Raw genomic sequence first — 21,680 nt, 5'->3', positions numbered from 1 at the left:
CTTGTTCTTCTCGACCTTGTCCTGCCGGCCCTTCCGGACCAGCTGCTGGATCGTAGGCACTACTTCTCCGGTTTCTGTGTGCCGAATGGTGAAGCTAACCTGGAACGTCGCCGACCCACGCGGTCGGGTGTGTCGAACCCGGTGGACCTCCGCCGCGAGGCGGCAAGGTCGCGGATTGCGGTGGCCGCTTGTGGTCCCCGTGCGGTTGAAGGCACGCACAGGAGCCAGGGCACACCCCAGGCACAAGGTCTGAGCGTACCTATCGCATTCGCTGTGGTCAAAACAAATGGAACCGCACTGCATCGCTATGCGGCACGTGTCAAGTCCCCGCACCGCCGGGCATCGGTCTCAGACCGCGTCCGCGAGCCCCGCCGCGATGATGATCGTGAAGATCAGCGCCCACCCGGCGACCGACATCCAGCCCAGCACCACCCCGGTCATGGCCATACCCTCGCCGCGCTCGCCGGTGCGCCGCATCTCCGCGCGGGCCGAGTGCCCGAGGATGACCGCGGGAATGCCGCTCAGCCCGGCGGTGACGACCGTGAGCACGCCGCAGACCATGGCGCCGACGGCCTTGCCGTTGGTGGGCGGCGGCGCCGGCAGGAAGGTCGCGGGCACGGGCGGCGCGCCGGCCGGGGCGGCCCTGACCAGCGGCACGGGTCCCTGCGGCAGAAGCGGCACGGGCCCTTGCGGCAGATCGGCGACGAGCACGGCCAGCTCCCCCACGGTCCGCGCGCCGTACGCCCGCGCGACCCGCTTCTCGAACTCGGGCTGCTCCATCCGGCCCTCGCCGTACCCCGCTCTGAGCACGTCCACGGCCCGCTCACGGTCGGCGTGGGAGGCGAGCATGGCCGACTGGCTTTGGTTCTGGTTCTGGCTCTGGCCCTGGTTCTGGCCGTTCCAGGACTGGCCCTGACCGTTCCATGCCTGGGGCCGGCCGTTCCACGACTGGGCCTGCGGCTGGGGCTGGGACTCGGACCGAGGCTGCCAGGACGGGTACGGCGAAGGCGACGGCGGCTGCGACACGGAGCACCTCCCGGAGGGCGGAGTCTCTCCATGATGCGCGACCGGGACGGCTCGCGGGAGCGGTACGTCCGGGCAGGTCGTAAAAAAGCCGGGAAGGCGGACGGGACGCCCTCGTCCTCTACATGGCGGGTGCGGTCGTCAGCCGCGGCGGTTGTGGTCGTCAGCCGCGGCGGGTGCGGCGGGTGGGGAGGTCGCGGTCGGTCGGGGCCGGGAGGAACTGTCCGGCCACGCGCAGGAACATCTCGCGCTGCTCGGCCGGGATGCCGAGGGCCGTGGCGGCCTCCTCCAGGGTGAGCCGTTCGCCGGCGGGCCGGGCGGGGCCGTCCTGGGACGACGGCAGGGGCAGTTCCTCCTCGGTGAGCCGCCCGGAGCGGATCAGCATCTCCCTTACGGGGATGTCGAGGACGTGGGCCAGCCGCCGCATGGTCTCCAGGTCGGGCATGCTCTGGCGCTGAAGGAGCCGGGTGATGGCGGCGCGGTGCACCCCCGCCTCGTCGGCCAGGCGCGACTTGCCGCCGCCGCGCGGACTGTCGATGTCGTAGCCCCGTCGGCGGATCACCTCTTCGATCCAGGCCGTGAACGCTTCCAGTTCGCTGACTGTCATGGACGCTCGCCTCCCTCCACAGCGGGCACCAGATTATCGCGCTTGCGCGCACGGAATATTAAATTTTACGCACGCAATGTGGAGATTCCGTTGAGGAAGTGCTGCGTTCAGCCGGTCAGAGCTACGACCTCCCACCCTCTGTGTTCACACAGAGCCACAACGTCATTTTTTAGTTGCGAGCCCGCACGCAATCTGTCAGTCTGCCTTCGGCGATCGCACCTCCCGCACCTCCCGCACCTCCCAGCACCTCCCGCACAAGAAGGGCCACGTCATGACTGAGCACACGTCCCCGCGTACAGCCGCCGCCGTCCAGGACGACACTCCCGCCCGCGACGCGGCCCTGTGGGCGGCGACCCTGCTCCGCCGGCTTCCCGACCTGCTCGACGAGCTGGCACCGTCGGCGGGCAGCCGTACGACTGCCGCCCGGCGTGCGCCGGGCCCCGCCGAACGCGCCGCGCAGGCAGCCCTGCTCCGCGAGGAACGCGAGGAGGCGCTGCGCAACGAGAAGGAGCACGGCCTCGCCGTCCCCGGCCACTCGGCCGCACCGGTACGGCTGCACGTGTCGGACGCCCTGCGCGACATCACGGACGGCGTGGTGGAGCTGGAGGAGGCGCTGTACGACCGGCTCGGCCTGGGCCGCCCCCGCCGTGCCGCCCTGCCGGAGCGGCTGGTCCGGGTCGGCGGGCTGCTCGGCCGGACGGCCGCCGACCCGGTGCTCGCCCGCCACGCCCGCGACGAGCTGCGCCGGATGGCCCGCCGCTGCGCCCGCGCGCTGGGCGAGACCGAGACGATGGTCCGGCTGCCCGGCCGCTGCCCGTGGTGCGACTCGGTGTCGCTGCGCGCCTTCCCGGACCGGGACGCGGTGCTGTGCGTCAACCCCGGTTGCCGGTGCGGAAGTCCGGACTGCGACTGCGCGACCGACCCGGCCTTCCGCCACCTGTGGAAACGGGAGGCGTGGGAGGCGTTGACGCTGCCGGGCACGCGGCCGGACACGCGGCCGGCGGGTGACGCCCGATGACGCGTCCGACCGCGCCCCGCCCGTACGCCGCCGGTGCCACGCTGGTCACCGGCGTCCTCGCCGCCCAGGAGGCCGGGGTCGCCCCGGCGACGATCCGCAAGTGGGTCCAGCTCGGGAACCTGAGCGCGGCCGGCCGTCAGGGCCGTACGCACCTCTACCGCCTGGAGGACGTCTTCGCCGCGGAACGCGCCACGCGACGGCGCTGACCACTCGGCCGGCACCGGCGCGCCGCCGGACGAAGCCCCCGGTCCCCTCCGTGAGTCACGGAGGGGACCGGGGGCTTCGCGTATGTGTCCCGTACGGGCTGCACCCCGTACGGGCTGTCTCGTACAGGCCGTATCCCGTACGGGCTGTACGTGCTGGACAACGGCGGGCGACCGCCGGGGGCCGATCGGTGCGGCGCGGAGCCGAAGGGGCCCGCCCGTGAATCGACGCGCGGCGGTTACTCAACGTGATGCCAACGGGCGTTCCGGCGGCAGCAGTACGGCCGCCGGGGACGCGGGTCAGCGGGGGCCGGGGCTCCCGGGGGCGCTCCGCGCCGCCGCTACGGCCTCCTGCCACCCCATCGCGAAACCGCGCACCTCGGCATCGTCGGCGATCCGCGCCCCGACCTCGCCGACGACGGCGGCCAAGGCGCGTCCGACCTCACCGGTGTACCGGCCGGCCTGCGCGGATTCCACTGCGACGGCGACCGCGGCGGCCGTCACGTCGGCAAGGCGCTCCCGCGGCCCGCCGGTCACCACGACCGTTCACCGCCGGCCCCCGGCCCCCGCCCGCTCATTGTCGTCAATGACCTCACCGCCCTGTTCGAATTCACGTTCGAATTGATCTCCAGGGTAACGCAGAGTCGACGCGAACGCCCGGCATATGACGGGCTGTTGCGATCACCTTCGCGCCCGAGCGCGTAATTCCGCGTGCGCAAGCACGCTAAACTTCGGCCGCCCCCGATCGAGAGCGAGACCGAGATGAACACCCCCGACCTGGACCCCTTCGCCGCATGGGTCGAAGACCTGATGCGCGATCGCGGCTACGACATCGACAGTCCGCGCGGTGGCGGCAGGTCACGCGTGGCCGACGAGGCGGGGGTGCACCGCGCCGCCGTGACCCGGCTGCTCCAGCGGCAGAGCATGCCCGACCTGGAGACGACACGCCGGCTCGCGCGCGTCCTGGGCGTCCCCGTCCGCGACATGCTGATCCGCTCGGGGCGCCTGACAGCGGAGGAACTGGCCGATCCGCACGGCCGTCCGGTCCCCGGCGCGGTCACCCTGTACCTGGATACCGCCTCCCGGCCGACGCTGGAGGAGGTCGCCGAGCTGCTGGGCGTGCCCGCGGACCGGCGGGAGATGTTCGTGAGGGTCGTGGAGCAGTTCCTCCCTCCGGCGGAGGCCGCGCGCACCTCGGGCTGACCTCCCCTTCCCCTCTGCCCGGCACAACCTCTTGAACCTTTTAGTTGCGTGCGCGCGCGCTACGTGTCACAGTTGGTGCAGCGGCGGAGCTGTGCCCGCAGGGTCGGGCGGCGATCCCGCCGCCTTTGCCGGGCCGCAGCCCGTGACCAACCGACCGTTCCGGCGCCCCGCGCGCCCCGCCGCCCCGAGGTGAACCGGTATGACCACACCCGTCCCGCCCCCGAGTGCCTTCATCGAAGTAGAGAGGCTGGTCGTCGAGATCCTGGAGGACGACCCCGGCCTCGCCACCGCGCTCGTCGCGGTCGAGCCGCCCGCCGACTTCGACGGCACCGCCGCCGCCGTACTGGTCAACCGGCGCGGCGGCGCCTGGGTCGGCGAACTGCACGTCGACGAGCCGCTGATCGAGCTGGAGGTGTACGGCCCGGACAAGGCGACCGCGCACACGCTGGCCAACACCGGCCGGCGCGCGCTGCTCGCCGCGGCGGGCCGCACCTTCGGCACCAACGTCATCACCGACGTCGTCGAACAGGACGGCCCGCGCTGGATGCCCGACTACCTGTACGCCGCGGCCAACCGCTACGTCTGCGTACTCAAGGTCGCTGTCGACGTCTACTGACCCGCCCTCGCGCCCCGCACCGAAGGGCGCCCCACAGACCCGAAGGCCCCGTCACCCGGCGGGGCCTTCGTCGTGCCCGGCCGCCGTCACACGCGGCGGCGACCGGACACACCCCGCAGTTCCCACTCCCCTTACCTCTCAACAAGGAGAACGAGCATGGCAGGCACCAACACCTCCGAGATCCGTATCGCCGGCGCCGGACGCCTCTTCATCGCCCCCGCCGGTACGGCCGTCCCGGAGACCTTCACCGACACCGATTCCGCCGACGACTGGGGCACGGCCTGGAAGGACCTCGGCTACACCTCCGGCGACGGCGTCACCTTCAGCAAGAAGGACAAGCTGGAGCCGGTCGACGTGTGGCAGGTCGTCAGCCCGGTGCACTTCGTCTACTCCGACCGGGACCTGACGCTGAAGTTCTCGCTGATGCAGTTCAACGAGGAGACGCTGCCGTTCTTCATGGGCGGCGGCTCCGTCGCCGACGCGGGCGCCACCGCCTCGGGCATCTACAAGTACGACATCGCGGACCGCCCGTTCGCCGACCCGCACGCGCTCGGCCTGGAGTTCACCGACCGTTCGGGCAGCACCACGGTGACGTACCGCTTCGGCATCCCGCGCGGCCAGGTCACCGCGGCCGACGACATCAAGCTGGCCCGCAAGGCTCCGGCGCAGCTCGGCATCACCTTCACCGCCATGGCGACGCCGGACGGCTCGCCGCTGGCCAGCTTCGTGATGAAGGACGGCGCGTACGCCGCGGCCTGATCCACCGGCGGGCGGGGCGGCCCAAAACCGTCCCGCCCGTCACCCCTCTGTCTCTCCACCCCCTGCACACGAAGGAGCACCTGTGTCCCGTTTCGACGTCAACGCGGCCCGCGCCCAGCGCCTCGAAGCCCTCGGCCGAACCTGGTCGTTCGAGCTCGACGGCGAGGGTTTCACCCTGCCCACGGAACTGTCCCGCGCGACCGCGAAGGCGCTGCGCAAGCTCGATGACAACGACGTGGACGGGTTGCTCCGCCTGCTCATGGGCGAGCAGCAGTTCGCCCGCTTCGAGCAGTACGAGGTCACCATGCAGGACATCGCCGCCATTCTGGAGGCCTACGGCAAGGAGACCGGGCTCGGCCTGGGGGAAGGCTGAGCCTCGTCGGGTTCGTCGACGAACACGCCGAGGCTCTCGAAGCGGATCTGCTCCGGCACTACGGGGTGGATCTGCTCGACTGGCACCGCGAACGCCTCACCAGCAGGCGGCTCGCGCTGCTCATCAAGCACCTGCCGCGGGACAGCGCCCTCAACCGCGACCTGCACGGCGAGGCCGCCGACTGGTCGGTGACGGACCATCTGCTGGCTGCGGCCGTGGACCATCTCGCGGCGGCCAACTGGATGTTCGCCTCGGTCAACTCCGAGGAGGGCGACCAGCCGGAGCCGCCGGTCCCGGTGCCGCGGCCGGGGGACGGGTCGGAGGACACGGACCCGGTGGACCCGGTGGACCCGGCGGGCCCGCAGGCAACGGGCGCGGGGGAGGGGAACGGGGCCGATCCGCAGGCCCCGTCCCCCGCCGAACTGGCCCGGTTCTTCGCCTGAACCGGACTCCGGGCTCAGCGGCGGTCCGGCGCCTCCGACTGTCCGTCGCGGTGCCGGCCGCCCGCCCGTTGCTCCAAGTCGTCGGCGAGGGCGCGGGCACGGGCCGACAGCCGCTGGGAGTCGTCGGTACCGGTGGCGTCCGCCGCGTCCGGCGCGCCGCTCACCGGGTCGTGGTCATGGTCCTGGCCGTCCGTACGGCGTGCCCGGTCCCGCCCGGCGGCTCCCGGGTCACCGGGCAGGTCGAGCGGGGGCACGCTGGGGCGGCCGTTGCGCCGGACCACCGGCCGGTGCTCGATGGCGAGCGGCCGCTTCTCCCGCACTTCACGGGCGGAGAGGAGCGCGTCACGGGTGGACTCGGCAGGCGGTGGCGCGAAAGGACTGCCCCCGTTCCGCGGAGCGGTCCGCCCCTGCGGTGCGGACTCGCGCTGCTCGACGCGCGTCATCTCGGCCGGGGCGCGCAGCAGGGGTACGTACGGAAGCTGGATGACATCTCCGCCCGAACTGTCATCCATCCGCCGGACACGGCGGGGCCGGCGGCCGGTGCGGGCGTCGGCCTGGCCCTGGAGGTAGGCGGCGGTGATCCGCTCCTCGTAGGCGCGGCGGATCGCCGGGAGCTGCTCGTCGACGACGTCGGCCCAGCCGGCGCTGTAGGCGGCCGTCTCACGGCGGTCGAGTTCGGAGCGGGGCAGGGTGACGAGTTCGTCGGGGTCGTAACCGAGGCGGAGGACGAGTTCGGAGACGCGGGCTATGAGGTGGGGAAGATCGGCGAACTGTTCCAGCCAGTCGACCTCATGATCATTCCGCGCGTTGCTCGCGACGCCGTCCACCCCGTTGGCCTTGCCCTCGTTCCGAGTCTCCCCACGCCCCCGCGTGCGGACGGCTGTCAGCCACCGTCGACCAGCGCCTGACGAGCCCTCACGTTCCTAACGGAACCGGTAGTTCATTCGTTCCCTTGCCCGACAGGAGAACGGCCGAATCCTACTCCACGAACCTCACACAAGACCCGGCGCGGCCCACAACACCGCAGGTCAGACCGGAAGGCAGGCCGCCATGGCCACTGGCACGAGCACTTCCCCACCGCAGCCGACCGACACGTACACCCGCCTGGCCCACCTCCTGCACGCCGCCGCCCCCGACGGCGACGCTCTCCTCGACCGGCTGTACGAGGAACTGCTCACCCTGGAGTCCCGCGCCTACGCGGCGGGCTGGTCGGACGCGCTGACGGAGACCCGACGGGCCGGCCGGCGGTAACGCGTACCACCGGTCAGTCCACGGCGGCCTTACCCGCCATGCGCACTCGCCGTCCGCCACCGGAATCGCTCAGCGAAGCAGGAGCCGACCAGGCTGTCACAACAGCCAGAGCAGGGTCATCAGCCCCAGACAGACGACACCGACGCCACCCCACGCCGCGACCCCTTTGGGATTGGGCGTGTACTCCGGATCTTTCCTGCCGGAATTCCAGGTAGCGAAAGCGCCCACAAGACTGAAAATCCCGACGAGCATAAAAAGGGGCAGACGACGTTGCCGTTTGGCCACCTCGGCTCGGCAGGGCGGGCCGTCGGCACCGAGCAGGAGAACACTCACCAACTCGAATCCGTGGTCCAATTCCGCCCGCACTCCCACCTTCGCCCGCTTCGGCTCAGAACCTGCATGTACTCATGGAAGGCGTACACCGCCTGTCCGTCCACGCCGTGATGTTTCAGCACCTGCAGTCGACGCAGGTCCGGCCGGCGCGTCACACCAGCGAGCCCGTAAGACAGAGCAGCGCACCGATTGCGATCATCGCAAGTCCGCCGCCTCCGACGAGCAGGACGACCGGCCGTTCCGCGTCGAAATCAAGTTCCGCTCGCACTCCCGTCTTGGCCCGCTTCGGTTTCCTGCTGTCGTACACGACCGGTACCGCCGTGCCCTCGGGTCCTGGCAACCCCTGCATGTACTCGTAGAACCGTGCACGCGGCTGCCCTTCGGGGAGGCAGACATCGAAGAAGGCCCGGTGTGAGTTAGTCACATACTCATGGAACTTGTAGATCGCCTGCCCGTCGACACCATGCCGTTTCAAATGCTGCATCCGACGATAGGTGGCGTAGTTCGTCATTTGGGTAAATAGGGCGAGACCCCCGAACATCACGAGAATAGCCCCTACTATTAGTAGAGTTCCATGCATGTCCCCACCCCTATAATTTGCACGAAAAGCTAAACAACGACCAACTGTCACCGATTTGCCGCGCCTACTCCGTTCCCCAGCCGGCGTCCGGCCGCCGAGCGCGTGCGTCGCGTCCCGATCGCCCCGGCAGGCCGCCATTGCGGCCGACACGTCAGATCAGTGCGCCGACGAGGCAGAGCAACGCCCCCGTACAGATGAGCACGAGGCCGGTGCGACCGAGGAGCAGCACGATCGCCCGCTCCCCGTCGAAGTCGAGCTTCTCCCGCATTCCCGTCCGGCCCGGGTGGAACAACCTCCGACCGGGAAGCAAGTCGACATGGCGACCGGCTCGGGGCAGCCACACCCCCCATGACCAGGCGCACCCCACTCACCGCACCGCCTGCCAGGGAACCCGCATCGTCACATCAGCGCACCGATGAGGCAGAGCACCGCCCCGATGCCGATCAGGACCAGGCCGCCGGCACCGAGCAAGAGAACACTCCCCAGCTCGAACCCATAGTCCAATTCCGCCCGCACTCCCACCTTCGCCCGCTTCGGCTTCCGACTGTCGTACACCACCGGCACGACCGTGCCCTCGGGACCAGGCAGACCCTGCATGTACTCATGGAACCGGACTTGCGGCTGCCCCTCTGGAAGGCAGATGTCGAGGAATACTCGATGGGAATTGGTCACGTACTCATGAAAAGCGTACACCGCCTGCCCGTCTACGCCGTGATGTTTCAGTGCCTGCAGTCGGCGATGGGCCAAGAAGTTGCCCGACTGAGCGAATACCGAAAGCAATCCAAGACATATGAGAACCGCCCCCACAAATACCACAATTCACCCTTCCTCTGCCTATATCTCAACAGAGATATAGCACGACTGAACGAACCTAACACCCGACCACCGCGGAGGCAACACCTCCATCGGAAGATATGGAGTCGAAATGGGAAGTGACTCGGATGCAGGCATCCTCGAAAAAATAGCCGAACTCAAGACCGCCATCAGCACGGTAACTACCACCCTGAACTCGCATGTCGACCCCAAGAACAACGTGACCGACGCCGAACTCACGACCGCCAAGAATGAACTGAAGGAGGCGATTAAGCAAGGCAAGGATGAACAGAAAAATATATGGGAAGCCCTCATGGAGGCGGTCGGCCTCAAGGACTTCTTCGAAGCGTTCAAGCAAAAAGATATATACGTTCAGATCACTGTGATCATCGGCGCTGTCGGCGCGGTCATCATGGGCAAGCTGCTGGATCTTGGAAAACTGTTCAATCTCGGCTTCGAAAGGATATCGAGGCTCGTCAACCGCGGCCTGCTGAGGCGCGGGACGGATCCGGGTCGTGTGCTCGCCACCGGTGAAAGTGGTCTGCCGCGGACGATGACCCGCCAGCAGGCCGACTCCCTCAGCGCCGTCTCCATCAACCCGCACGGCCTGACCCCCGAGGTCATCAACAATCTTCAGAACGCGCTGAACACGCTCACTCCGGAGATCCGGGAATTCAACACCGCGACGCGTCAGATGCTCTCCGCGGGAAAGATCAACGGCCTGGCCAAAGCGATCAACAATCTCAAGGGCAAGCTGAATCCGAGCCCGCACTCGACCATCAAGAACACGGCCAAGGCCATCGGTCTCCTCAGCCGGAAGCTCGAACTTTACGACCCCACCAAACTCCCCAAGGCCCAGGACCTCCGAAACGTCCAGTCCGCGGCGACCAATCTCGCCGAAACCGCGGAAACGCTCCGCACCAAGTTCCAGGCCCTGTCGAACGGGTTCGGCACTGCCGCCGGCGCGCTCGCCGGCAGCGGCGCGTGACCAGGTTCCGCGTGAAGGAGGTGTGCCATGAGTCTCGTTAGTTCGTTGAAGAAGGCGTCCAGTTCCCTACAGGACTTCAAGTCGAAAGCGTCCGGCGCCGCCACTGCGGCCAAGGGGGTCGGCAACGCGGGCAAGACGTCGGCTGCTCAGCTCAAGACCCTCAAGACCGCCGCACAGGGCTCCGAGAAGGAACTGAAGGATCTCAAGTCGGCCGCCGACAAGGCCGAGAAGTCGGTCGCCAAGGCCGGCAAGACCGGTACCAGTGCCGGTAAGAACCTCGGCAAGTACGAGTCCGGGGCGAGCAAGGCCGCCAAGGGCCAGGACAAGATGAACAAGTCGATGAAGGGCAACTTCTTCGGCATGCTCATGGACCTGCTCATGCCGCTCATCCAGAAGGTCGTCGAGATGGCGACCAAGTCGAAGACCATGCAGAAGGTCCTCAAGACCGCCTTCGGCGTCATCAAGTCCGTGATCAGCACCGTCATGAAGGCCATCGGGCCGATCATGAAGAACGCCGCAAAGCTGATCAAGTCGGTCTGGAACGGCATCAAGTCGGCGATCTCCAAGGTCGTCAAGGCCATCGCCACGGTCATCAAGACCTACGTCAACACCTGGAAGAAGGTCATCAGCACCGCGCTGAAGGCGATCAAGACCGTCGTCTCCAGCGTCTGGAAGGGCATCAAGGCCGTCATCTCCCCGGTCGTCAACTGGGTCAAGTCCGCGATCCCCAACGCCTTCCGCGCCGTCAAGGACAAGCTCTCCAGCATCTGGGGCGGCCTCAAGGGCATCGCCGGCCGCGCCTTCGACGGCATCAAGGGCGCGGTCAAGGGCCCCCTGAACTCGGTCATCGGCATCATCAACCGCGCGATCGGCGCCCTCAACGGCATCAAGGTCTCGATCCCCGGCTGGGTCCCCGGCGTCGGCGGCAAGACCTTCGGCGTCAACCTCCCGAAGATCCCCATGCTCGCCACCGGCGGTGTCGTCATGCCCCGCTCCGGCGGCGTCCCCGCGATCCTCGCCGAGGCCGGTGAGGCGGAGGCCGTCCTGCCGCTCAGCAAGCTCGACCAACTGCTGCGCCGGGCCGCCGGAGGCCAGACGTACGCGGGAACCGCCGGTGCGGACAGCGCCCTGTACATCGAGCACTACTACGCCGCCGAGACCAGCAGCCCCCAGCGGACCGCCCACGCTCTGGAGTTCCTGGCGAAGGCACGCGGATGACGGCCGCCTCCGTCACCGCGGGAGGCAACAAGCTGCGCATCGCGTTGCGCGGAACCGGAACCACCCTGCGGTCCTTCCGGGGCACGGTGGAGACGACGAACACCGCCGTGCGTTCCTTCATGCAGCAGGTCAAAGGCGCTGCCGCCGCCCTCGACTCCGTTCGCCCCGGCGCCGCCCAGGGTGCCGCGGCCCTCCGGAAGATCAAGACCACCGCCGCGACCACCACCCGCTCCCTCACCCGAACCGGCCGCTCCGCCACCACCGCCGCCCCCGGCATCAAAGCCGTGGGCGCCAACGCCAAACGTTCCTCCACCGCCCTCGGCAGGCTCGGCTCCGCCCTCGGCGGTGTCTTCGGAACCGTCGGCGCGCTCGTCTCGGCGTCCGGTGTCCTCGGCACCCTGCTCGGCACCTTCGGCACCGCCCTCACCATCGGCTCCGGCGTCATGCTGGTGATCAACGCCCTCACCCGCGCCAACCCCATCGGCTTCGTCACCGGCCTCCTCCTCCCGGTCGCCGGCTGGCTGATCGACCTGGCCGTCAACTCCGAGACCGGGCAGCGCCTGATCGAGCAGCTCGCCACGCTGGTCCTCCAGTACGTCGAGGGCTACCTGGCCGTCATGACCCCGCTGCTCAAGGCCATCGCCACCGCCGTGAACACGTACGTCACCGTGTACCTCGACGTCGTCACCACCGCGCTCACCGTCATCGGCGCCCTGGTCGGCACCGGCTTCGCGGTGCTCAAGGCGCTCACCACCGGAGACACCCGGGCGCTCAGCGGCAAGGTGTCGTCGATCTGGCGGGGCTTCAAGGACCGGGTCAAGCCGATCCTGACCTGGATCACCAAGGACGTCCCCCGGATGTTCACCCGGATCAAGGACGCCACCTCCCGCACCTTCCGCGCGATCGGCCAGTTCATGACGACCGGCACGCAGACCGTCGCCGGTGTGGTCAAGGGCCCGATCCAGGGCCTCATCTCCTTCGCCAACTGGGTCATCGACAACCTCAACCGTCTCAGCTTCAACTTCTTCGGCAAGAAGTTCGGCGTCCACCTGAAGAAGATCCCGCAGCTCGCCGAGGGCGGCGTCGTCCTTCCGGCCGCGGCACCCGGCGCCGCCACCGTCAAGCCGCTGACCTCGCTCGGCCGCTTCCTGCCCGCGCCCTCCCGCGCCTCCGCCACCACCGGGCCCGCCTACTTCGCCGGCCGCCCCGGGGTCCGCGTCTACGAGGAGCGCGAAGGCAGCAGCCCGCAGACCGTCGCGGAGGACCTGCTCTTCCTGCGCCGCACCGCCTGAACACGCGCCGCACCGCCTGAAAACCCCAGCGACTCATGCGAGGTGACGGCCCACCATGGCCACAACCGTCACACCCGTCCCCACCGGAAACGGAACCGGCACCGACGACACCCCCGGCTCCCTCATCACCCTCGACGGCCAGATCCAATGGGGCGACCTCCTCATGGGAACCGGCACGCCCTACCCCGTCGACCGCTCCGGCGTCACCGGCTGGGACGACCTGCCCGAGCTCGACCTCGGGGACGTCCTCCGGCCCGACCAGCACGGCTCCTGGCCCGGCGACCGCTGGGCGCAGCCCCGGCTCGTCGGCGCCACCGTCTGGCTCGCCCCGCCCGCCGGCACCGACCCGCTCGCCACCGCCTCCGCGTTCCGCGCCGCCACCGGCCCCGACGGCCAGGAGCGCTGGCTCGCGGTCCGGCTGCTCGGCGAGACGCTCGCCGTACGGGCCAGGGTCAGCCGCCGCGTCGTACCGCAGGACCGCTCGTACGCCGTCGCGGGCTTCGCCAAGGTCAGCCTCCAGTGGACCGCGACCGACCCGCGCCGCTACGCCCCCGCGCTGCACGAGGCGCTGACCGGGCTGCCCGTCGCGGAGGCCGGCCTCGTCTGGGAGGACGCGGCCGGCTCCGGACTGTCCTGGCCGCTGGACTGGGGCGGCACCGGCGCCGCCGGTTCGATCGCCGCGGTCAACGCGGGCGGCGCCGCCGTCCGCCCGGTCGTCGAGTTCCGCGGCCCGGTCCAGCGGCCCTCGCTGACCCGGCTCTCCGACGGCCGCCAGCTCCAGTACGACCTGGCGCTCGGCCCCGGCGACCTCCTCACCGTCGACACCGAGGCCGGGACGGTCCTCCTCAACGGCACCGCCTCCCGGATCTACACCGCCACCCCCGACTCCTCGCCCGAGCAGCTGTTCAGCCTGGAACCGGGCACCACCGACCTGGCGTTCCGCTCCGACGACGTCACCCCGTCCGCCGCCGCCTCGGTCACCGTCCGCTGGCGCGACGCCCACTGGTGACCCCGCCCGTACGCACGGACAGCCGAACCCCACAAGACCCCGAGGAAGGACCCTCATGCCCCTGCGCAGCGCATGGCTCATCAACCGCACCGACGCCGAGAACGGCCAGTCCCGCGCCGACACCCGGCTCGCCCCGCTCGGCGCCGTCACCCCGGTCAGCGGGCTGGCCGGCCGCAGCGGACTGCTCCCGGGCTCGCCGGACGGCAAGTCGCTGACGTCGGCCCTCTACGTGTTCAGCTCGACCGCCGGGATGACCGCGACGATCGCGCCGGGCCGGGCCGTCGTCCAGGGCTCGGAGACCGCCGGGGCGTACCCGGTCGTCCTCACCGACTACACCAACGTCACCTTCGCCGACGGCGACGCCAACAACGCCCGCACGGACCTGGTCGTCCTGCGGATCTACGACGCCCAGTTCGACAACTCCGGCCGCACCGAGGCGGTCCTGGAGATCCTGCGCGGTCCCACCGACGGCTCCCTCCAGCTCCCGCAGCTCCCGGACGCCTCCCTGCCGCTGGCGAGCGTGCTGGTCCCGGCGGGTTCCTCGGTCGGCACCGGCGGCATCGCCTGGGCCAGCGCCGTCACCGACCTGCGCACCACGACCGTAGGCGTCGGCGGCATCCTCCCCCTGTACGGCAACACGGCCGAGGCGGGCGGCTACCCGGGGCAGTACCGCGACATCAGCTCGGAGCTGCAGCGGTGGAACGGCTCCCAGTGGGTGGGCTACCCGGCCCAGCTCGGCGGCATCGCCCCGACGGGCCGGCTCGCGACCGGCTCGTACGTCGGCCAGTACCGGGACAACAACGGCCGCCTGGAGCGCTGGAGCGGGACCGCCTGGCTCCTCGCCCTGCCCAGCCCGGTGTTCGCCCAGAACACCGACGGCGGCTACTGCAAGACGACAACCTGGTCGGAGGCGGTCACCGGCACCACGGGACCGACGGTCACCGCGACCTTCACCGCACCGGTCTCGGGAAAGGTCCTGGTCACCGTCGGCTACCAGGGCCAGTCGTCCGTCGACGGCGGCTGGGGCCGGATGTCGGCCAACATCCGCAAGGACACCACCCTGGTGCTCGGCCCGGGTACCGACGAGACCCGCTCGGCGACCACCAGCAACCGGGGCATGCAGTCGGTGAGCACCACCTTCCCGGTCACCGGGCTCACCGCGGGCGCGACGTACACCGCCGTGTCGGCGTACTGCTCCAGCGCGACGACCAACAACCACTGGTTCGACAACCGGTTCGTCCGCGTCGACCCGATGCTCTGAGGAGCGCCGCGTGACCAGCTCCCCCCGTACCGCCTACGCGCCGCTCACCCCCGTCTACCGGGCCGTCTTCTGCGACCTGCGCACCGACCAGGTCATCGACGTACTGCCGCTGACGGACACCAAGTTCGACGACTACATCGGAAAGTCCGGCTCGCTGTCGGCCACCGTCCCGCTGCCGAACGCCGCGCTGGCCCGCCGGGCCCGCGCGGCGCTGGTACCCGGCCGGACCGCGGTGTGGCTGGAGCGGGACGGCGACATCTGGTGGGGCGGGGTGCTGTGGACCTGCACCCCGTCCAGCGACGAACGCGGCCGGATACAGGCCGCGTTCCAGGCCGGCACCTTCGACTCCTATCTCGACCACCGCATCCTCTCCAAGAGCCAGACCTACACCGCGCTGGACCAGCTGGAGATCGCCCGGCTGCTCGTGGAGCACGCCCAGGAGCAGCCGGGCGGTGACATCGGCATCCAGCTCGGGCACGAGATGTCCGGAGTGGCGCGGGACGCCTCCTACCCGTACTCGTCGCTCAGCCGGGTCCGTGAGCTGCTCGACTCGCTCGCCCAGCTCGCCGACGGGTTCGAGTGGCGGGTGCACTGCTACCGGGACGCCGAGGGGCGCCGCGCCAAGCGGCTCCAGCTCGGCCATCCGAAGATCACCGCGAGCGCGTCGGACATCGTCCTGGACCACCCGGGCCAGGTCATCACCTACAGCCTGCCGGCCGACTCGACCGTGCAGGCCGACGTGTGGGTGGCGCGCGGCGACTCGCCCAACAGCGACCAGTCCGAGGAGTCGCAGCCGCTCACCGTGTCCGTGGAGGCCCCGGACGACCTGGCGGAGGGCTGGCCGCGCCTGGAGTCCACCTCGGACCACAGCGGGATCACCGACGAGGCGACGCTGCGCTCGCTGGCCGAGGCGCAACTCGCCGAGCAGCGGCTGCCGGAGGTCATCCCGGAGATCACGGTCCGCCTCGACGGGCGGATCACCCCGGCGCTGCTCGGCGCCGGCATCCGGCTGCGCCTGCGCGACCTGTGGCACCAGGAGACGCAGGACGAGCGGTACCGCGTCGTCGGCATCGCCGTGGAGCCGCCGCAGCGCGGCAAGTCCGAGACGGCCACCCTCTACCTGGAAGGCGTGTGATCCGTGGCGACCATCCCCGTCGACCTCCTCGACCGCATCCGCACCATCGAGCGCCGCATCCGGGAGCTGATGGCGTCGGCCAACAGCAGTCCGCCGATGAACCAGGTCGGCACCGGTGACATCGTCGTCGGCGACCAGGGCCGCATCCGGGCCAGAAGCTCGCTCGGCGACGACCTGCTCGTCGTAGGGCGGGTCGAACCGGACCGGGACGCCGACTCCGACCCGAAGAAGTACCAGCAGGGCCTCGAACTGCGCCGCGACGACGGTTCGATGGCCCTGTCGCTGATCACCGCCGACCCGGTGAACAGCCCGGTCCAGCAGCTGCGGGTCCTCGACCACCAGGGCAACACGGTCGTCGCGACCGACGTGGCCGGCGGCGGCCTGGCCCGGCCCTACCTGGCGTTTCCGCTGCCCGTCCCGGTGGACACCGCCCGCTGGGAGTCGACCGGCGCCACCGACTGGACCACGCTGTACGCCGGACCGGGCATCGCCCAGCACCCGCGCGTGAGGTGCGAGGTCGCCGTGTCCGGCAGCGTCGGCGCCTCCGTACGGCTGCTCGTCGACGGCATCCCGGTCGACGCCGCGCAGACCGTCACCGGCACCGCGACGCTCAGCGCCGTCTTCACCGGGGACGTCGCCGCCCCCTTCGGCGACACCGTCGGCTTCGAGATCCAGGCCAAGGTCGCGGCGGCCGGCGACACCGTCGCCTGCGTACCGCAAGCGCTGTACGGCATCCAGTCCTGACGGTCCCGCCGCCGTACGCCCATTCCCACCACGCCCCCTACGGAGGCCCCGTGCTGCCCGATTCCATTCCCACCGTCCGGCTCACCGCCCAGTACCTCGCCCTCGACGGCCGTCCCCTCGGCGGCACCGTCGAGTTCGCCCCGCCCTCCCTGCTCACCCATTCGGACGCCGACCTGTTCGTCGGCGGTCCGACGACCGCGTCCCTGGACAGCGACGGCCGCCTCGACGTGACGCTGCCCGCGACCGACGCCGAGGGGTGGAACCCGCTCGCCTGGACGTACACGGTCACCGAACGCCTCAACGGCCTCTCCCGCAGCCGCACCTACCGCATCGCCCTCGCCGCGTCCGTGCCCGAGGTGGACCTCGCCGACCTCGCGCCCGCCGACCCGGGCGGTCCCCAGTACGTGACCGTGCCGGGTCCGCAGGGCCCCCAGGGCGAGCCGGGCCCGGAGGGTCCGGCCGGTCCGGTCCGCTCCGTCAACGGCCACACCGAGGCCGACATCATCCTGACCGCGTCCGAGGTCGGCGCCCTCGCCTCCGCCGCGGCCGGGCAGGCGAGCGGCGTCGCCCAGCTCGACGCCACCGGCAAGGTGCCGCTCGCCCAGCTCCCCGACGGCACCGGCGACGGCGTCACCTCGGTCAACGGCCTGACCGGCGCGGTCACCCTGGCCGCCGCCGACCTCGGGGCGCTCACCCCGGCCGCGGCCGACGCCCGCTACCTGGCCGTCGACGGCGCGCCCGTCGTCTCCGTCAACGGCCAGACCGGCGCCGTCACCCTGACCGCGTCCGGTCTCGGCGCGGTCCCCGCCGACCAGGCCGTCCTGCTCACCGGCGACCAGACCGTGGCGGGCGCCAAGACCTTCTCCACCGTCCCGGCGGTCACCGCCGACCCGGCCGACGGCAACCAGCTCGTACGCCGGTCGTACATCGACACCCGGGTGCCCTCGGGCATGTGGACCCCGGCGGCCCTGGGCTTCAAGGCGTGGACCTTCGACCCGGCGGCTTCCTCCCCGTCCACCGCCCAGTACTGCATCAACGGCAACGTCTACCTCGCCGGCGTCCCCCTGAGCACCGAGTCGACCATCACCAACGTGGTCTTCTACGTCGCCGGTTTCGTCGGCACCGGCCTCGCCGCCACCTCCTACGCCGGCCTCTACGACAGCGCCGGCAAGCGGGTCGGTGTCACCGGCACGCTCGACAAGCTGATCACCAAGACCGAGGGCACCACCTTCGTACTGAAGCTGACCACCGCCTACGCGGCCGCCGCCGGCAACTACTGGGTGGCGCTGCTGATCAACGGTCCCGACCCGCGGACCAACGGCCCCGGCTTCATGGTCGGCGCGAGCATGGGTGCCTACCCGGGCGGCAGCGCCCGTATGCCCAACGCCTTCGTCCGGCACGGCCGGCTCACCGCCACCGGCTACACCTCGCTGCCCACCTCGTTCACGCCGTCCACGATCGTGGCCGACGCCAACGCGATCTGGGCCGCGGTCTCCTGACCCTCCTCCCCCCCTCGGCCGGGGCGCGCGCCCGACCGCGCGCCCCGACCGCCCCTTCCCCACCTCCTCAAGGAGCCCACCATGGCCACACCCCTGACCGCCGACACCCTCGTAGCCGCGCTGACCGCCGAGGGCGTGACCGTCGTCGAACACGGCGACTGGCGCAACCACAACCGCGACGCCGTCGGAGCCTGGGGCCCCGTCAACGGTGTGATCGTCCACCACACCGTCACCTCCGGCACCGACGTCTCCGTCGACCTCTGCTACGACGGCACCACCGACCTGCCCGGCCCGCTCTGCCACGGCGTCATCGACAAGGACGGCACGGTGTACCTCGTCGGCAACGGCCGCGCCAACCACGCCGGGCTGGGCGACGCCGATGTCCTCGCCGCGGTGATCGCCGAGACCGCGCTGCCCGCCGCGAACAGCGACGACGTCGACGGCAACACCCGCTTCTACGGCTTCGAGTGCGTCAACCTCGGCGACGGGTCCGACCCGTGGCCCGAGGCCCAGCTGGAGGCCGTCGCCCGCACCGCCGCGGCGATCTGCCGCGCCCACGGCTGGGGCGCGGCCTCCGTCATCGGCCACCTGGAGTGGACCTTCCGGAAGATCGACCCCAAGGGCTTCTCGATGGCGTCGATGCGCGACCGGATCGCCGCCCTGCTCGCCGCCGTGCCGGGCTCCTCCGCGACGCGCTACCAGCCGTTCCCCGGCGACGCCTTCTTCAGGTCCGCGCCCACCTCCACCATCGTCGCCGCGATGGGCGGCCGGCTCGTCGCCGAGGGCTGCTCCGCGTACTCCGTCGGCCCCGGCCCGCAGTGGGGCGAGGCCGACCGCGCCTCGTACGCCCTGTGGCAGAAGAAGCTCGGCTACACCGGAGCCGACGCCGACGGCTGGCCGGGCGCCACCTCGTGGAACGCCCTGAAGGTCCCCTACACCGCCTGACCCGCTCCCCGGAGGACCATCCCATGTCCACTCCCCTCACCGCCGCCGCCCTGGTGGCCGCCCTCAAGGCCGAGGGCGTCACCGTCGTCGAACACACCGGCTGGCGTACGCACAACCGCAACAGCAAGGGCGCCTGGGGCCCCGTCAACGGCGTGATGATCCATCACACCGTCACCTCGGGCACCGACTCCTCCGTCGCCCTCTGCTACAACGGCCGCTCCGACCTGCCCGGCCCGCTCTGCCACGGCGTCATCGCCAAGGACGGCACGGTCCACCTCGTCGGCAACGGCCGCGCCAACCACGCCGGCAGCGGCGACGGCGACGTACTGCGGGCCGTCGTCGCAGAGAAGGCGTCCCTGCCGGCCCCGAACCAGCAGAACACCGACGGCAACACCCGCTTCTACGGCTTCGAGTGCGTCAACCTCGGCGACGGCAAGGACCCCTGGCCCGACGCCCAGCTCGACGCCATCGCCCGCACCGCCGCCGCGATCTGCCGCGCCCACGGCTGGAGCGCCGCCTCCGTCATCGGCCACAAGGAGTGGACCAGCGCCAAGATCGACCCGCGTGGCTTCACCATGGCGTCCCTGCGTACCCGTGTCGCGAAGCTGCTGGCCGGGAAGGCGACGACGACCACACCGAAGTACCAGCCCTTCCCGGGCGCCGACTGGTTCAGGAAGCAGCCGAAGTCGGCGATCGTCACCGCCCTGGGCAAGCGCCTCGTCGCCGTCGGCTGCTCCGCCTACGCCGACGGCCCCGGCCCGCGGTGGACCGACGCCGACCGCAAGAGCTACGCCAAGTGGCAGCGCAAGCTCGGCTACACCGGCAGCGACGCCGACGGCTGGCCCGGCGCCACCTCCTGGGCCGCGCTCAAGGTGCCGTACACCGGCGGGACGTGAGGCCCGTGTCCGACACCACCAGGAGGACCCTGCGCACCGTCGTCCAGACCGCCGTCGCCCTGTGCGTCCTGCTGCCGGAGCTGGTCGACGCGGCGGGCCTCTCCCGCAGCCTGCCCTGGGTCGCGGGGGCCCTGGCGGTGGCCGGCGCGGTGACCCGGGTCATGGCCCTGCCCGCCGTACAGTCCCGCCTGCCCGCCTGGCTGCGCACCGATCCACCCGAACAGGAAGCGAACGAGAAGAGCACAGCATGAGCGACGATCAAGCCACCGTGGCCGTCGAACTGGAACGCCTGCGGGGCACGGTGGAAGCGGGCTTCGCACGGGCCGACGGCTCCCTCGCCCTGCTGGTCCAGCGGAGCGACCAGACCGACAAGCAGCTCGCCGACCACGAGAAGCGACTGGACGCCCTGGAGAGCTCCCGCTGGCCGCTGGCCAGCATCGGTGTCCTGGCCGCCCTGGCCACGGCGGTGCTCACCACCCTGGAGCTGACCGCCCGCTGAACACGCCGAAGGGCGGCCACCCCGACCGGGGTGACCGCCCTTCAGAACCTCAGAACCACCGCTTACTGGTTGTACGGACCGTAGTCGTAGTCCTCCAGCGGAACGGCCTGGCCGGAGCCCGTGCCGAACGGCGAGTAGTCGATGTCGTCGTAGCCGACGGCCGAGTACATCGCGGCCTTGGCCTCCTCGGTCGGCTCCACCCGGATGTTGCGGTAACGGGACAGACCCGTACCGGCCGGGATGAGCTTACCGATGATGACGTTCTCCTTGAGGCCGATGAGGCTGTCGGACTTGGCGTTGATCGCCGCGTCCGTCAGCACTCGGGTCGTCTCCTGGAAGGAGGCGGCCGACAGCCAGGACTCCGTCGCCAGCGAGGCCTTGGTGATACCCATCAGCTGCGGACGACCGGAGGCCGGGTGACCGCCCTCCTGGACCACACGACGGTTCTCGGTCTCGAACTTCGAACGCTCGACCAGCTCGCCGGGGAGCAGCTCCGCGTCGCCCGACTCGATGATCGTCACGCGGCGCAGCATCTGCCGGATGATGATCTCGATGTGCTTGTCGTGGATCGACACACCCTGCGAGTTGTAGACCTTCTGGACCTCGCCGACCAGGTGGACCTGGACCGCGCGCTGACCGAGGATCCGCAGCACGTCGTGCGGGTTGGTGGCACCCACGGTGAGCTTCTGGCCCACCTCGACGTGCTCGCCCTCGCTCACCATGACACGGGCACGCTTCGAGATCGGGAACGCCGTCTCGTCGCTGCCGTCGTCCGGGGTGACGACGATCTTCTTCGTCTTCTCGGTCTCCTCGATCCGGACCCGGCCGGACGCCTCGGAGATCGGGGCGACACCCTTCGGGGTACGGGCCTCGAAGAGCTCGACGACACGCGGCAGACCCTGGGTGATGTCGTCACCGGCCACACCACCGGTGTGGAAGGTACGCATCGTCAGCTGGGTACCGGGCTCACCG

27 protein-coding genes and 1 pseudogene are annotated in these 21,680 nt (G+C 70.5%); 20 read left to right on the top strand and 8 right to left on the bottom strand.

All coding sequences use genetic code 11. From position 1 onward, the window contains the following. Window positions 1-348 precede the first annotated feature (348 nt). Window positions 349-1,026, bottom strand: a complete 678-nt coding sequence (locus UW392_RS64030; RefSeq protein ID WP_414497763.1) for a DUF1707 and DUF4190 domain-containing protein — start codon at window positions 1,024-1,026, stop codon at window positions 349-351. A 160-nt stretch (window positions 1,027-1,186) separates the two neighbouring features. Further along, window positions 1,187-1,630 (bottom strand): helix-turn-helix transcriptional regulator, encoded by a 444-nt coding sequence (locus UW392_RS64025; RefSeq protein ID WP_320784714.1) that lies wholly within the window; start codon window positions 1,628-1,630, stop codon window positions 1,187-1,189. A 271-nt stretch (window positions 1,631-1,901) separates the two neighbouring features. Between UW392_RS64025 and UW392_RS64020 the strand changes: the two genes are divergently transcribed. Both UW392_RS64020 and UW392_RS64015 read left to right on the top strand, forming a co-directional pair. Beyond that, a complete protein-coding gene (locus UW392_RS64020; protein WP_320784713.1) occupies window positions 1,902-2,648 on the top strand; it encodes a hypothetical protein in 747 nt (248 codons plus the stop codon). Further along, window positions 2,645-2,854, top strand: a complete 210-nt coding sequence (locus tag UW392_RS64015) for a hypothetical protein (RefSeq protein WP_320784712.1) — start codon at window positions 2,645-2,647, stop codon at window positions 2,852-2,854. Before UW392_RS64020 ends, UW392_RS64015 begins: the two co-directional genes overlap by 4 nt. Before the next feature lie 297 nt (window positions 2,855-3,151). On the opposite strand, the gene UW392_RS64010 is transcribed toward UW392_RS64015, so the two are convergent. Continuing rightward, a complete protein-coding gene (locus tag UW392_RS64010; RefSeq protein ID WP_414497761.1) occupies window positions 3,152-3,355 on the bottom strand; it encodes a hypothetical protein in 204 nt (67 codons plus the stop codon). A gap of 258 nt (window positions 3,356-3,613) precedes the next feature. On the opposite strand from UW392_RS64010, the gene UW392_RS64005 reads away from it, so the two are divergent. The 5 genes from UW392_RS64005 to UW392_RS63985 all read left to right on the top strand — a co-directional run bounded on the left by UW392_RS64005 (window position 3,614) and on the right by UW392_RS63985 (window position 6,245). Further along, entirely contained in the window at window positions 3,614-4,054 is a 441-nt protein-coding gene (locus UW392_RS64005) for a helix-turn-helix transcriptional regulator (RefSeq protein WP_320784710.1), read from the top strand. A gap of 199 nt (window positions 4,055-4,253) precedes the next feature. Next, a complete protein-coding gene (locus tag UW392_RS64000) occupies window positions 4,254-4,670 on the top strand; it encodes a hypothetical protein (RefSeq protein ID WP_320784709.1) in 417 nt (138 codons plus the stop codon). A gap of 156 nt (window positions 4,671-4,826) precedes the next feature. After that, window positions 4,827-5,429, top strand: coding sequence for a phage tail protein (locus tag UW392_RS63995; RefSeq protein ID WP_320784708.1), 603 nt, complete (start codon window positions 4,827-4,829; stop codon window positions 5,427-5,429). 82 nt (window positions 5,430-5,511) lie between these two features. Continuing rightward, on the top strand, window positions 5,512-5,802 hold the full coding sequence (locus tag UW392_RS63990) for a hypothetical protein (protein ID WP_320784707.1): 291 nt from the start codon (window positions 5,512-5,514) through the stop codon (window positions 5,800-5,802). Window positions 5,803-5,867: 65 nt separating this feature from the next. Continuing rightward, window positions 5,868-6,245 carry a hypothetical protein gene (locus UW392_RS63985; RefSeq protein WP_320784706.1) on the top strand — a complete coding sequence of 126 codons (378 nt, stop codon included), beginning with the start codon at window positions 5,868-5,870 and terminating at the stop codon, window positions 6,243-6,245. 14 nt (window positions 6,246-6,259) lie between these two features. Here the strand turns inward: UW392_RS63985 and UW392_RS63980 are convergent, their stop codons facing one another. Next, on the bottom strand, window positions 6,260-7,072 hold the full coding sequence (locus UW392_RS63980; protein WP_320784705.1) for a hypothetical protein: 813 nt from the start codon (window positions 7,070-7,072) through the stop codon (window positions 6,260-6,262). 223 nt (window positions 7,073-7,295) lie between these two features. Here UW392_RS63980 and UW392_RS63975 point away from each other — a divergent pair, with 223 nt between their 5' ends. Further along, window positions 7,296-7,496, top strand: a complete 201-nt coding sequence (locus tag UW392_RS63975) for a hypothetical protein (protein ID WP_320784704.1) — start codon at window positions 7,296-7,298, stop codon at window positions 7,494-7,496. Between the two features lie 96 nt (window positions 7,497-7,592). On the opposite strand, the gene UW392_RS63970 is transcribed toward UW392_RS63975, so the two are convergent. The 3 genes from UW392_RS63970 to UW392_RS63960 all read right to left on the bottom strand — a co-directional run bounded on the left by UW392_RS63970 (window position 7,593) and on the right by UW392_RS63960 (window position 9,081). After that, a complete protein-coding gene (locus UW392_RS63970) occupies window positions 7,593-7,829 on the bottom strand; it encodes a hypothetical protein (protein WP_320784703.1) in 237 nt (78 codons plus the stop codon). A gap of 151 nt (window positions 7,830-7,980) precedes the next feature. Continuing rightward, window positions 7,981-8,340 (bottom strand): hypothetical protein, encoded by a 360-nt coding sequence (locus UW392_RS63965; RefSeq protein ID WP_320784702.1) that lies wholly within the window; start codon window positions 8,338-8,340, stop codon window positions 7,981-7,983. A gap of 468 nt (window positions 8,341-8,808) precedes the next feature. Next, the gene (locus tag UW392_RS63960) at window positions 8,809-9,081 is read right to left on the bottom strand and encodes a hypothetical protein (protein WP_320784701.1); all 273 of its coding nucleotides are present in this window, start codon (window positions 9,079-9,081) and stop codon (window positions 8,809-8,811) included. Between the two features lie 253 nt (window positions 9,082-9,334). Here UW392_RS63960 and UW392_RS63955 point away from each other — a divergent pair, with 253 nt between their 5' ends. The 12 genes from UW392_RS63955 to UW392_RS63900 all read left to right on the top strand — a co-directional run bounded on the left by UW392_RS63955 (window position 9,335) and on the right by UW392_RS63900 (window position 20,708). Then, window positions 9,335-10,210 carry a hypothetical protein gene (locus UW392_RS63955; protein ID WP_320784700.1) on the top strand — a complete coding sequence of 292 codons (876 nt, stop codon included), beginning with the start codon at window positions 9,335-9,337 and terminating at the stop codon, window positions 10,208-10,210. Between the two features lie 27 nt (window positions 10,211-10,237). Further along, window positions 10,238-11,428, top strand: coding sequence for a phage tail protein (locus tag UW392_RS63950; RefSeq protein WP_320784699.1), 1,191 nt, complete (start codon window positions 10,238-10,240; stop codon window positions 11,426-11,428). After that, entirely contained in the window at window positions 11,425-12,720 is a 1,296-nt protein-coding gene (locus UW392_RS63945) for a hypothetical protein (RefSeq protein ID WP_320784698.1), read from the top strand. Before UW392_RS63950 ends, UW392_RS63945 begins: the two co-directional genes overlap by 4 nt. 55 nt (window positions 12,721-12,775) lie before the next feature. After that, window positions 12,776-13,729 carry a phage distal tail protein gene (locus tag UW392_RS63940; protein WP_320784697.1) on the top strand — a complete coding sequence of 318 codons (954 nt, stop codon included), beginning with the start codon at window positions 12,776-12,778 and terminating at the stop codon, window positions 13,727-13,729. A 55-nt stretch (window positions 13,730-13,784) separates the two neighbouring features. Then, window positions 13,785-14,990, top strand: a complete 1,206-nt coding sequence (locus tag UW392_RS63935) for a hypothetical protein (RefSeq protein WP_320784696.1) — start codon at window positions 13,785-13,787, stop codon at window positions 14,988-14,990. A 10-nt stretch (window positions 14,991-15,000) separates the two neighbouring features. After that, on the top strand, window positions 15,001-16,125 hold the full coding sequence (locus UW392_RS63930) for a hypothetical protein (protein ID WP_320784695.1): 1,125 nt from the start codon (window positions 15,001-15,003) through the stop codon (window positions 16,123-16,125). A gap of 3 nt (window positions 16,126-16,128) precedes the next feature. Continuing rightward, on the top strand, window positions 16,129-16,869 hold the full coding sequence (locus UW392_RS63925; RefSeq protein ID WP_320784694.1) for a hypothetical protein: 741 nt from the start codon (window positions 16,129-16,131) through the stop codon (window positions 16,867-16,869). Window positions 16,870-16,919: 50 nt separating this feature from the next. Then, window positions 16,920-18,368: a phage tail protein gene (locus UW392_RS63920; protein WP_320784693.1), complete on the top strand. Its 1,449-nt coding sequence runs from the start codon at window positions 16,920-16,922 to the stop codon at window positions 18,366-18,368. Window positions 18,369-18,449: 81 nt separating this feature from the next. Then, a complete protein-coding gene (locus tag UW392_RS63915) occupies window positions 18,450-19,313 on the top strand; it encodes a peptidoglycan-binding protein (protein ID WP_320784692.1) in 864 nt (287 codons plus the stop codon). A 23-nt stretch (window positions 19,314-19,336) separates the two neighbouring features. Then, window positions 19,337-20,209 (top strand): peptidoglycan-binding protein, encoded by an 873-nt coding sequence (locus UW392_RS63910; RefSeq protein ID WP_320784691.1) that lies wholly within the window; start codon window positions 19,337-19,339, stop codon window positions 20,207-20,209. A 5-nt stretch (window positions 20,210-20,214) separates the two neighbouring features. After that, complete coding sequence (locus UW392_RS63905) at window positions 20,215-20,460, top strand: hypothetical protein (protein WP_320784690.1); 246 nt, start codon at window positions 20,215-20,217, stop codon at window positions 20,458-20,460. Continuing rightward, the gene (locus tag UW392_RS63900) at window positions 20,457-20,708 is read left to right on the top strand and encodes a hypothetical protein (RefSeq protein ID WP_320784689.1); all 252 of its coding nucleotides are present in this window, start codon (window positions 20,457-20,459) and stop codon (window positions 20,706-20,708) included. The genes UW392_RS63905 and UW392_RS63900 overlap by 4 nt, the downstream gene beginning before the upstream one ends. A 62-nt stretch (window positions 20,709-20,770) precedes the next feature. Here the strand turns inward: UW392_RS63900 and UW392_RS63895 are convergent. Beyond that, window positions 20,771-21,680: pseudogene (locus UW392_RS63895) on the bottom strand (DNA-directed RNA polymerase subunit beta'); the annotation flags it as partial.

The organism is Streptomyces sp. CRN 30 (assembly GCF_034105845.1).
The sequence above is the reverse complement of the archived record's forward strand: the minus strand, read 5'-3'. Positions and strand labels throughout refer to the sequence as shown.

Excerpts from the sequence above, each read along its gene's own strand:
- UW392_RS63955 (WP_320784700.1), top strand. The coding sequence starts at position 9,335 with ATGGGAAGTGACTCGGATGCAGGCATCCTCGAAAAAATAGCCGAACTC.
- UW392_RS63900 (WP_320784689.1), top strand. The coding sequence starts at position 20,457 with ATGAGCGACGATCAAGCCACCGTGGCCGTCGAACTGGAACGCCTGCGG.
- UW392_RS63935 (WP_320784696.1), top strand. The coding sequence starts at position 13,785 with ATGCCCCTGCGCAGCGCATGGCTCATCAACCGCACCGACGCCGAGAAC.
- UW392_RS64020 (WP_320784713.1), top strand. The coding sequence starts at position 1,902 with ATGACTGAGCACACGTCCCCGCGTACAGCCGCCGCCGTCCAGGACGAC.
- UW392_RS63910 (WP_320784691.1), top strand. The coding sequence starts at position 19,337 with ATGTCCACTCCCCTCACCGCCGCCGCCCTGGTGGCCGCCCTCAAGGCC.
- UW392_RS63995 (WP_320784708.1), top strand. The coding sequence starts at position 4,827 with ATGGCAGGCACCAACACCTCCGAGATCCGTATCGCCGGCGCCGGACGC.
- UW392_RS64000 (WP_320784709.1), top strand. The coding sequence starts at position 4,254 with ATGACCACACCCGTCCCGCCCCCGAGTGCCTTCATCGAAGTAGAGAGG.
- UW392_RS63965 (WP_320784702.1), bottom strand. The coding sequence starts at position 8,340 with ATGACGAACTACGCCACCTATCGTCGGATGCAGCATTTGAAACGGCAT.
- UW392_RS63975 (WP_320784704.1), top strand. The coding sequence starts at position 7,296 with ATGGCCACTGGCACGAGCACTTCCCCACCGCAGCCGACCGACACGTAC.
- UW392_RS64025 (WP_320784714.1), bottom strand. The coding sequence starts at position 1,630 with ATGACAGTCAGCGAACTGGAAGCGTTCACGGCCTGGATCGAAGAGGTG.
- UW392_RS63940 (WP_320784697.1), top strand. The coding sequence starts at position 12,776 with ATGGCCACAACCGTCACACCCGTCCCCACCGGAAACGGAACCGGCACC.
- UW392_RS64005 (WP_320784710.1), top strand. The coding sequence starts at position 3,614 with ATGAACACCCCCGACCTGGACCCCTTCGCCGCATGGGTCGAAGACCTG.
- UW392_RS63945 (WP_320784698.1), top strand. The coding sequence starts at position 11,425 with ATGACGGCCGCCTCCGTCACCGCGGGAGGCAACAAGCTGCGCATCGCG.
- UW392_RS63950 (WP_320784699.1), top strand. The coding sequence starts at position 10,238 with ATGAGTCTCGTTAGTTCGTTGAAGAAGGCGTCCAGTTCCCTACAGGAC.
- UW392_RS64015 (WP_320784712.1), top strand. The coding sequence starts at position 2,645 with ATGACGCGTCCGACCGCGCCCCGCCCGTACGCCGCCGGTGCCACGCTG.
- UW392_RS63915 (WP_320784692.1), top strand. The coding sequence starts at position 18,450 with ATGGCCACACCCCTGACCGCCGACACCCTCGTAGCCGCGCTGACCGCC.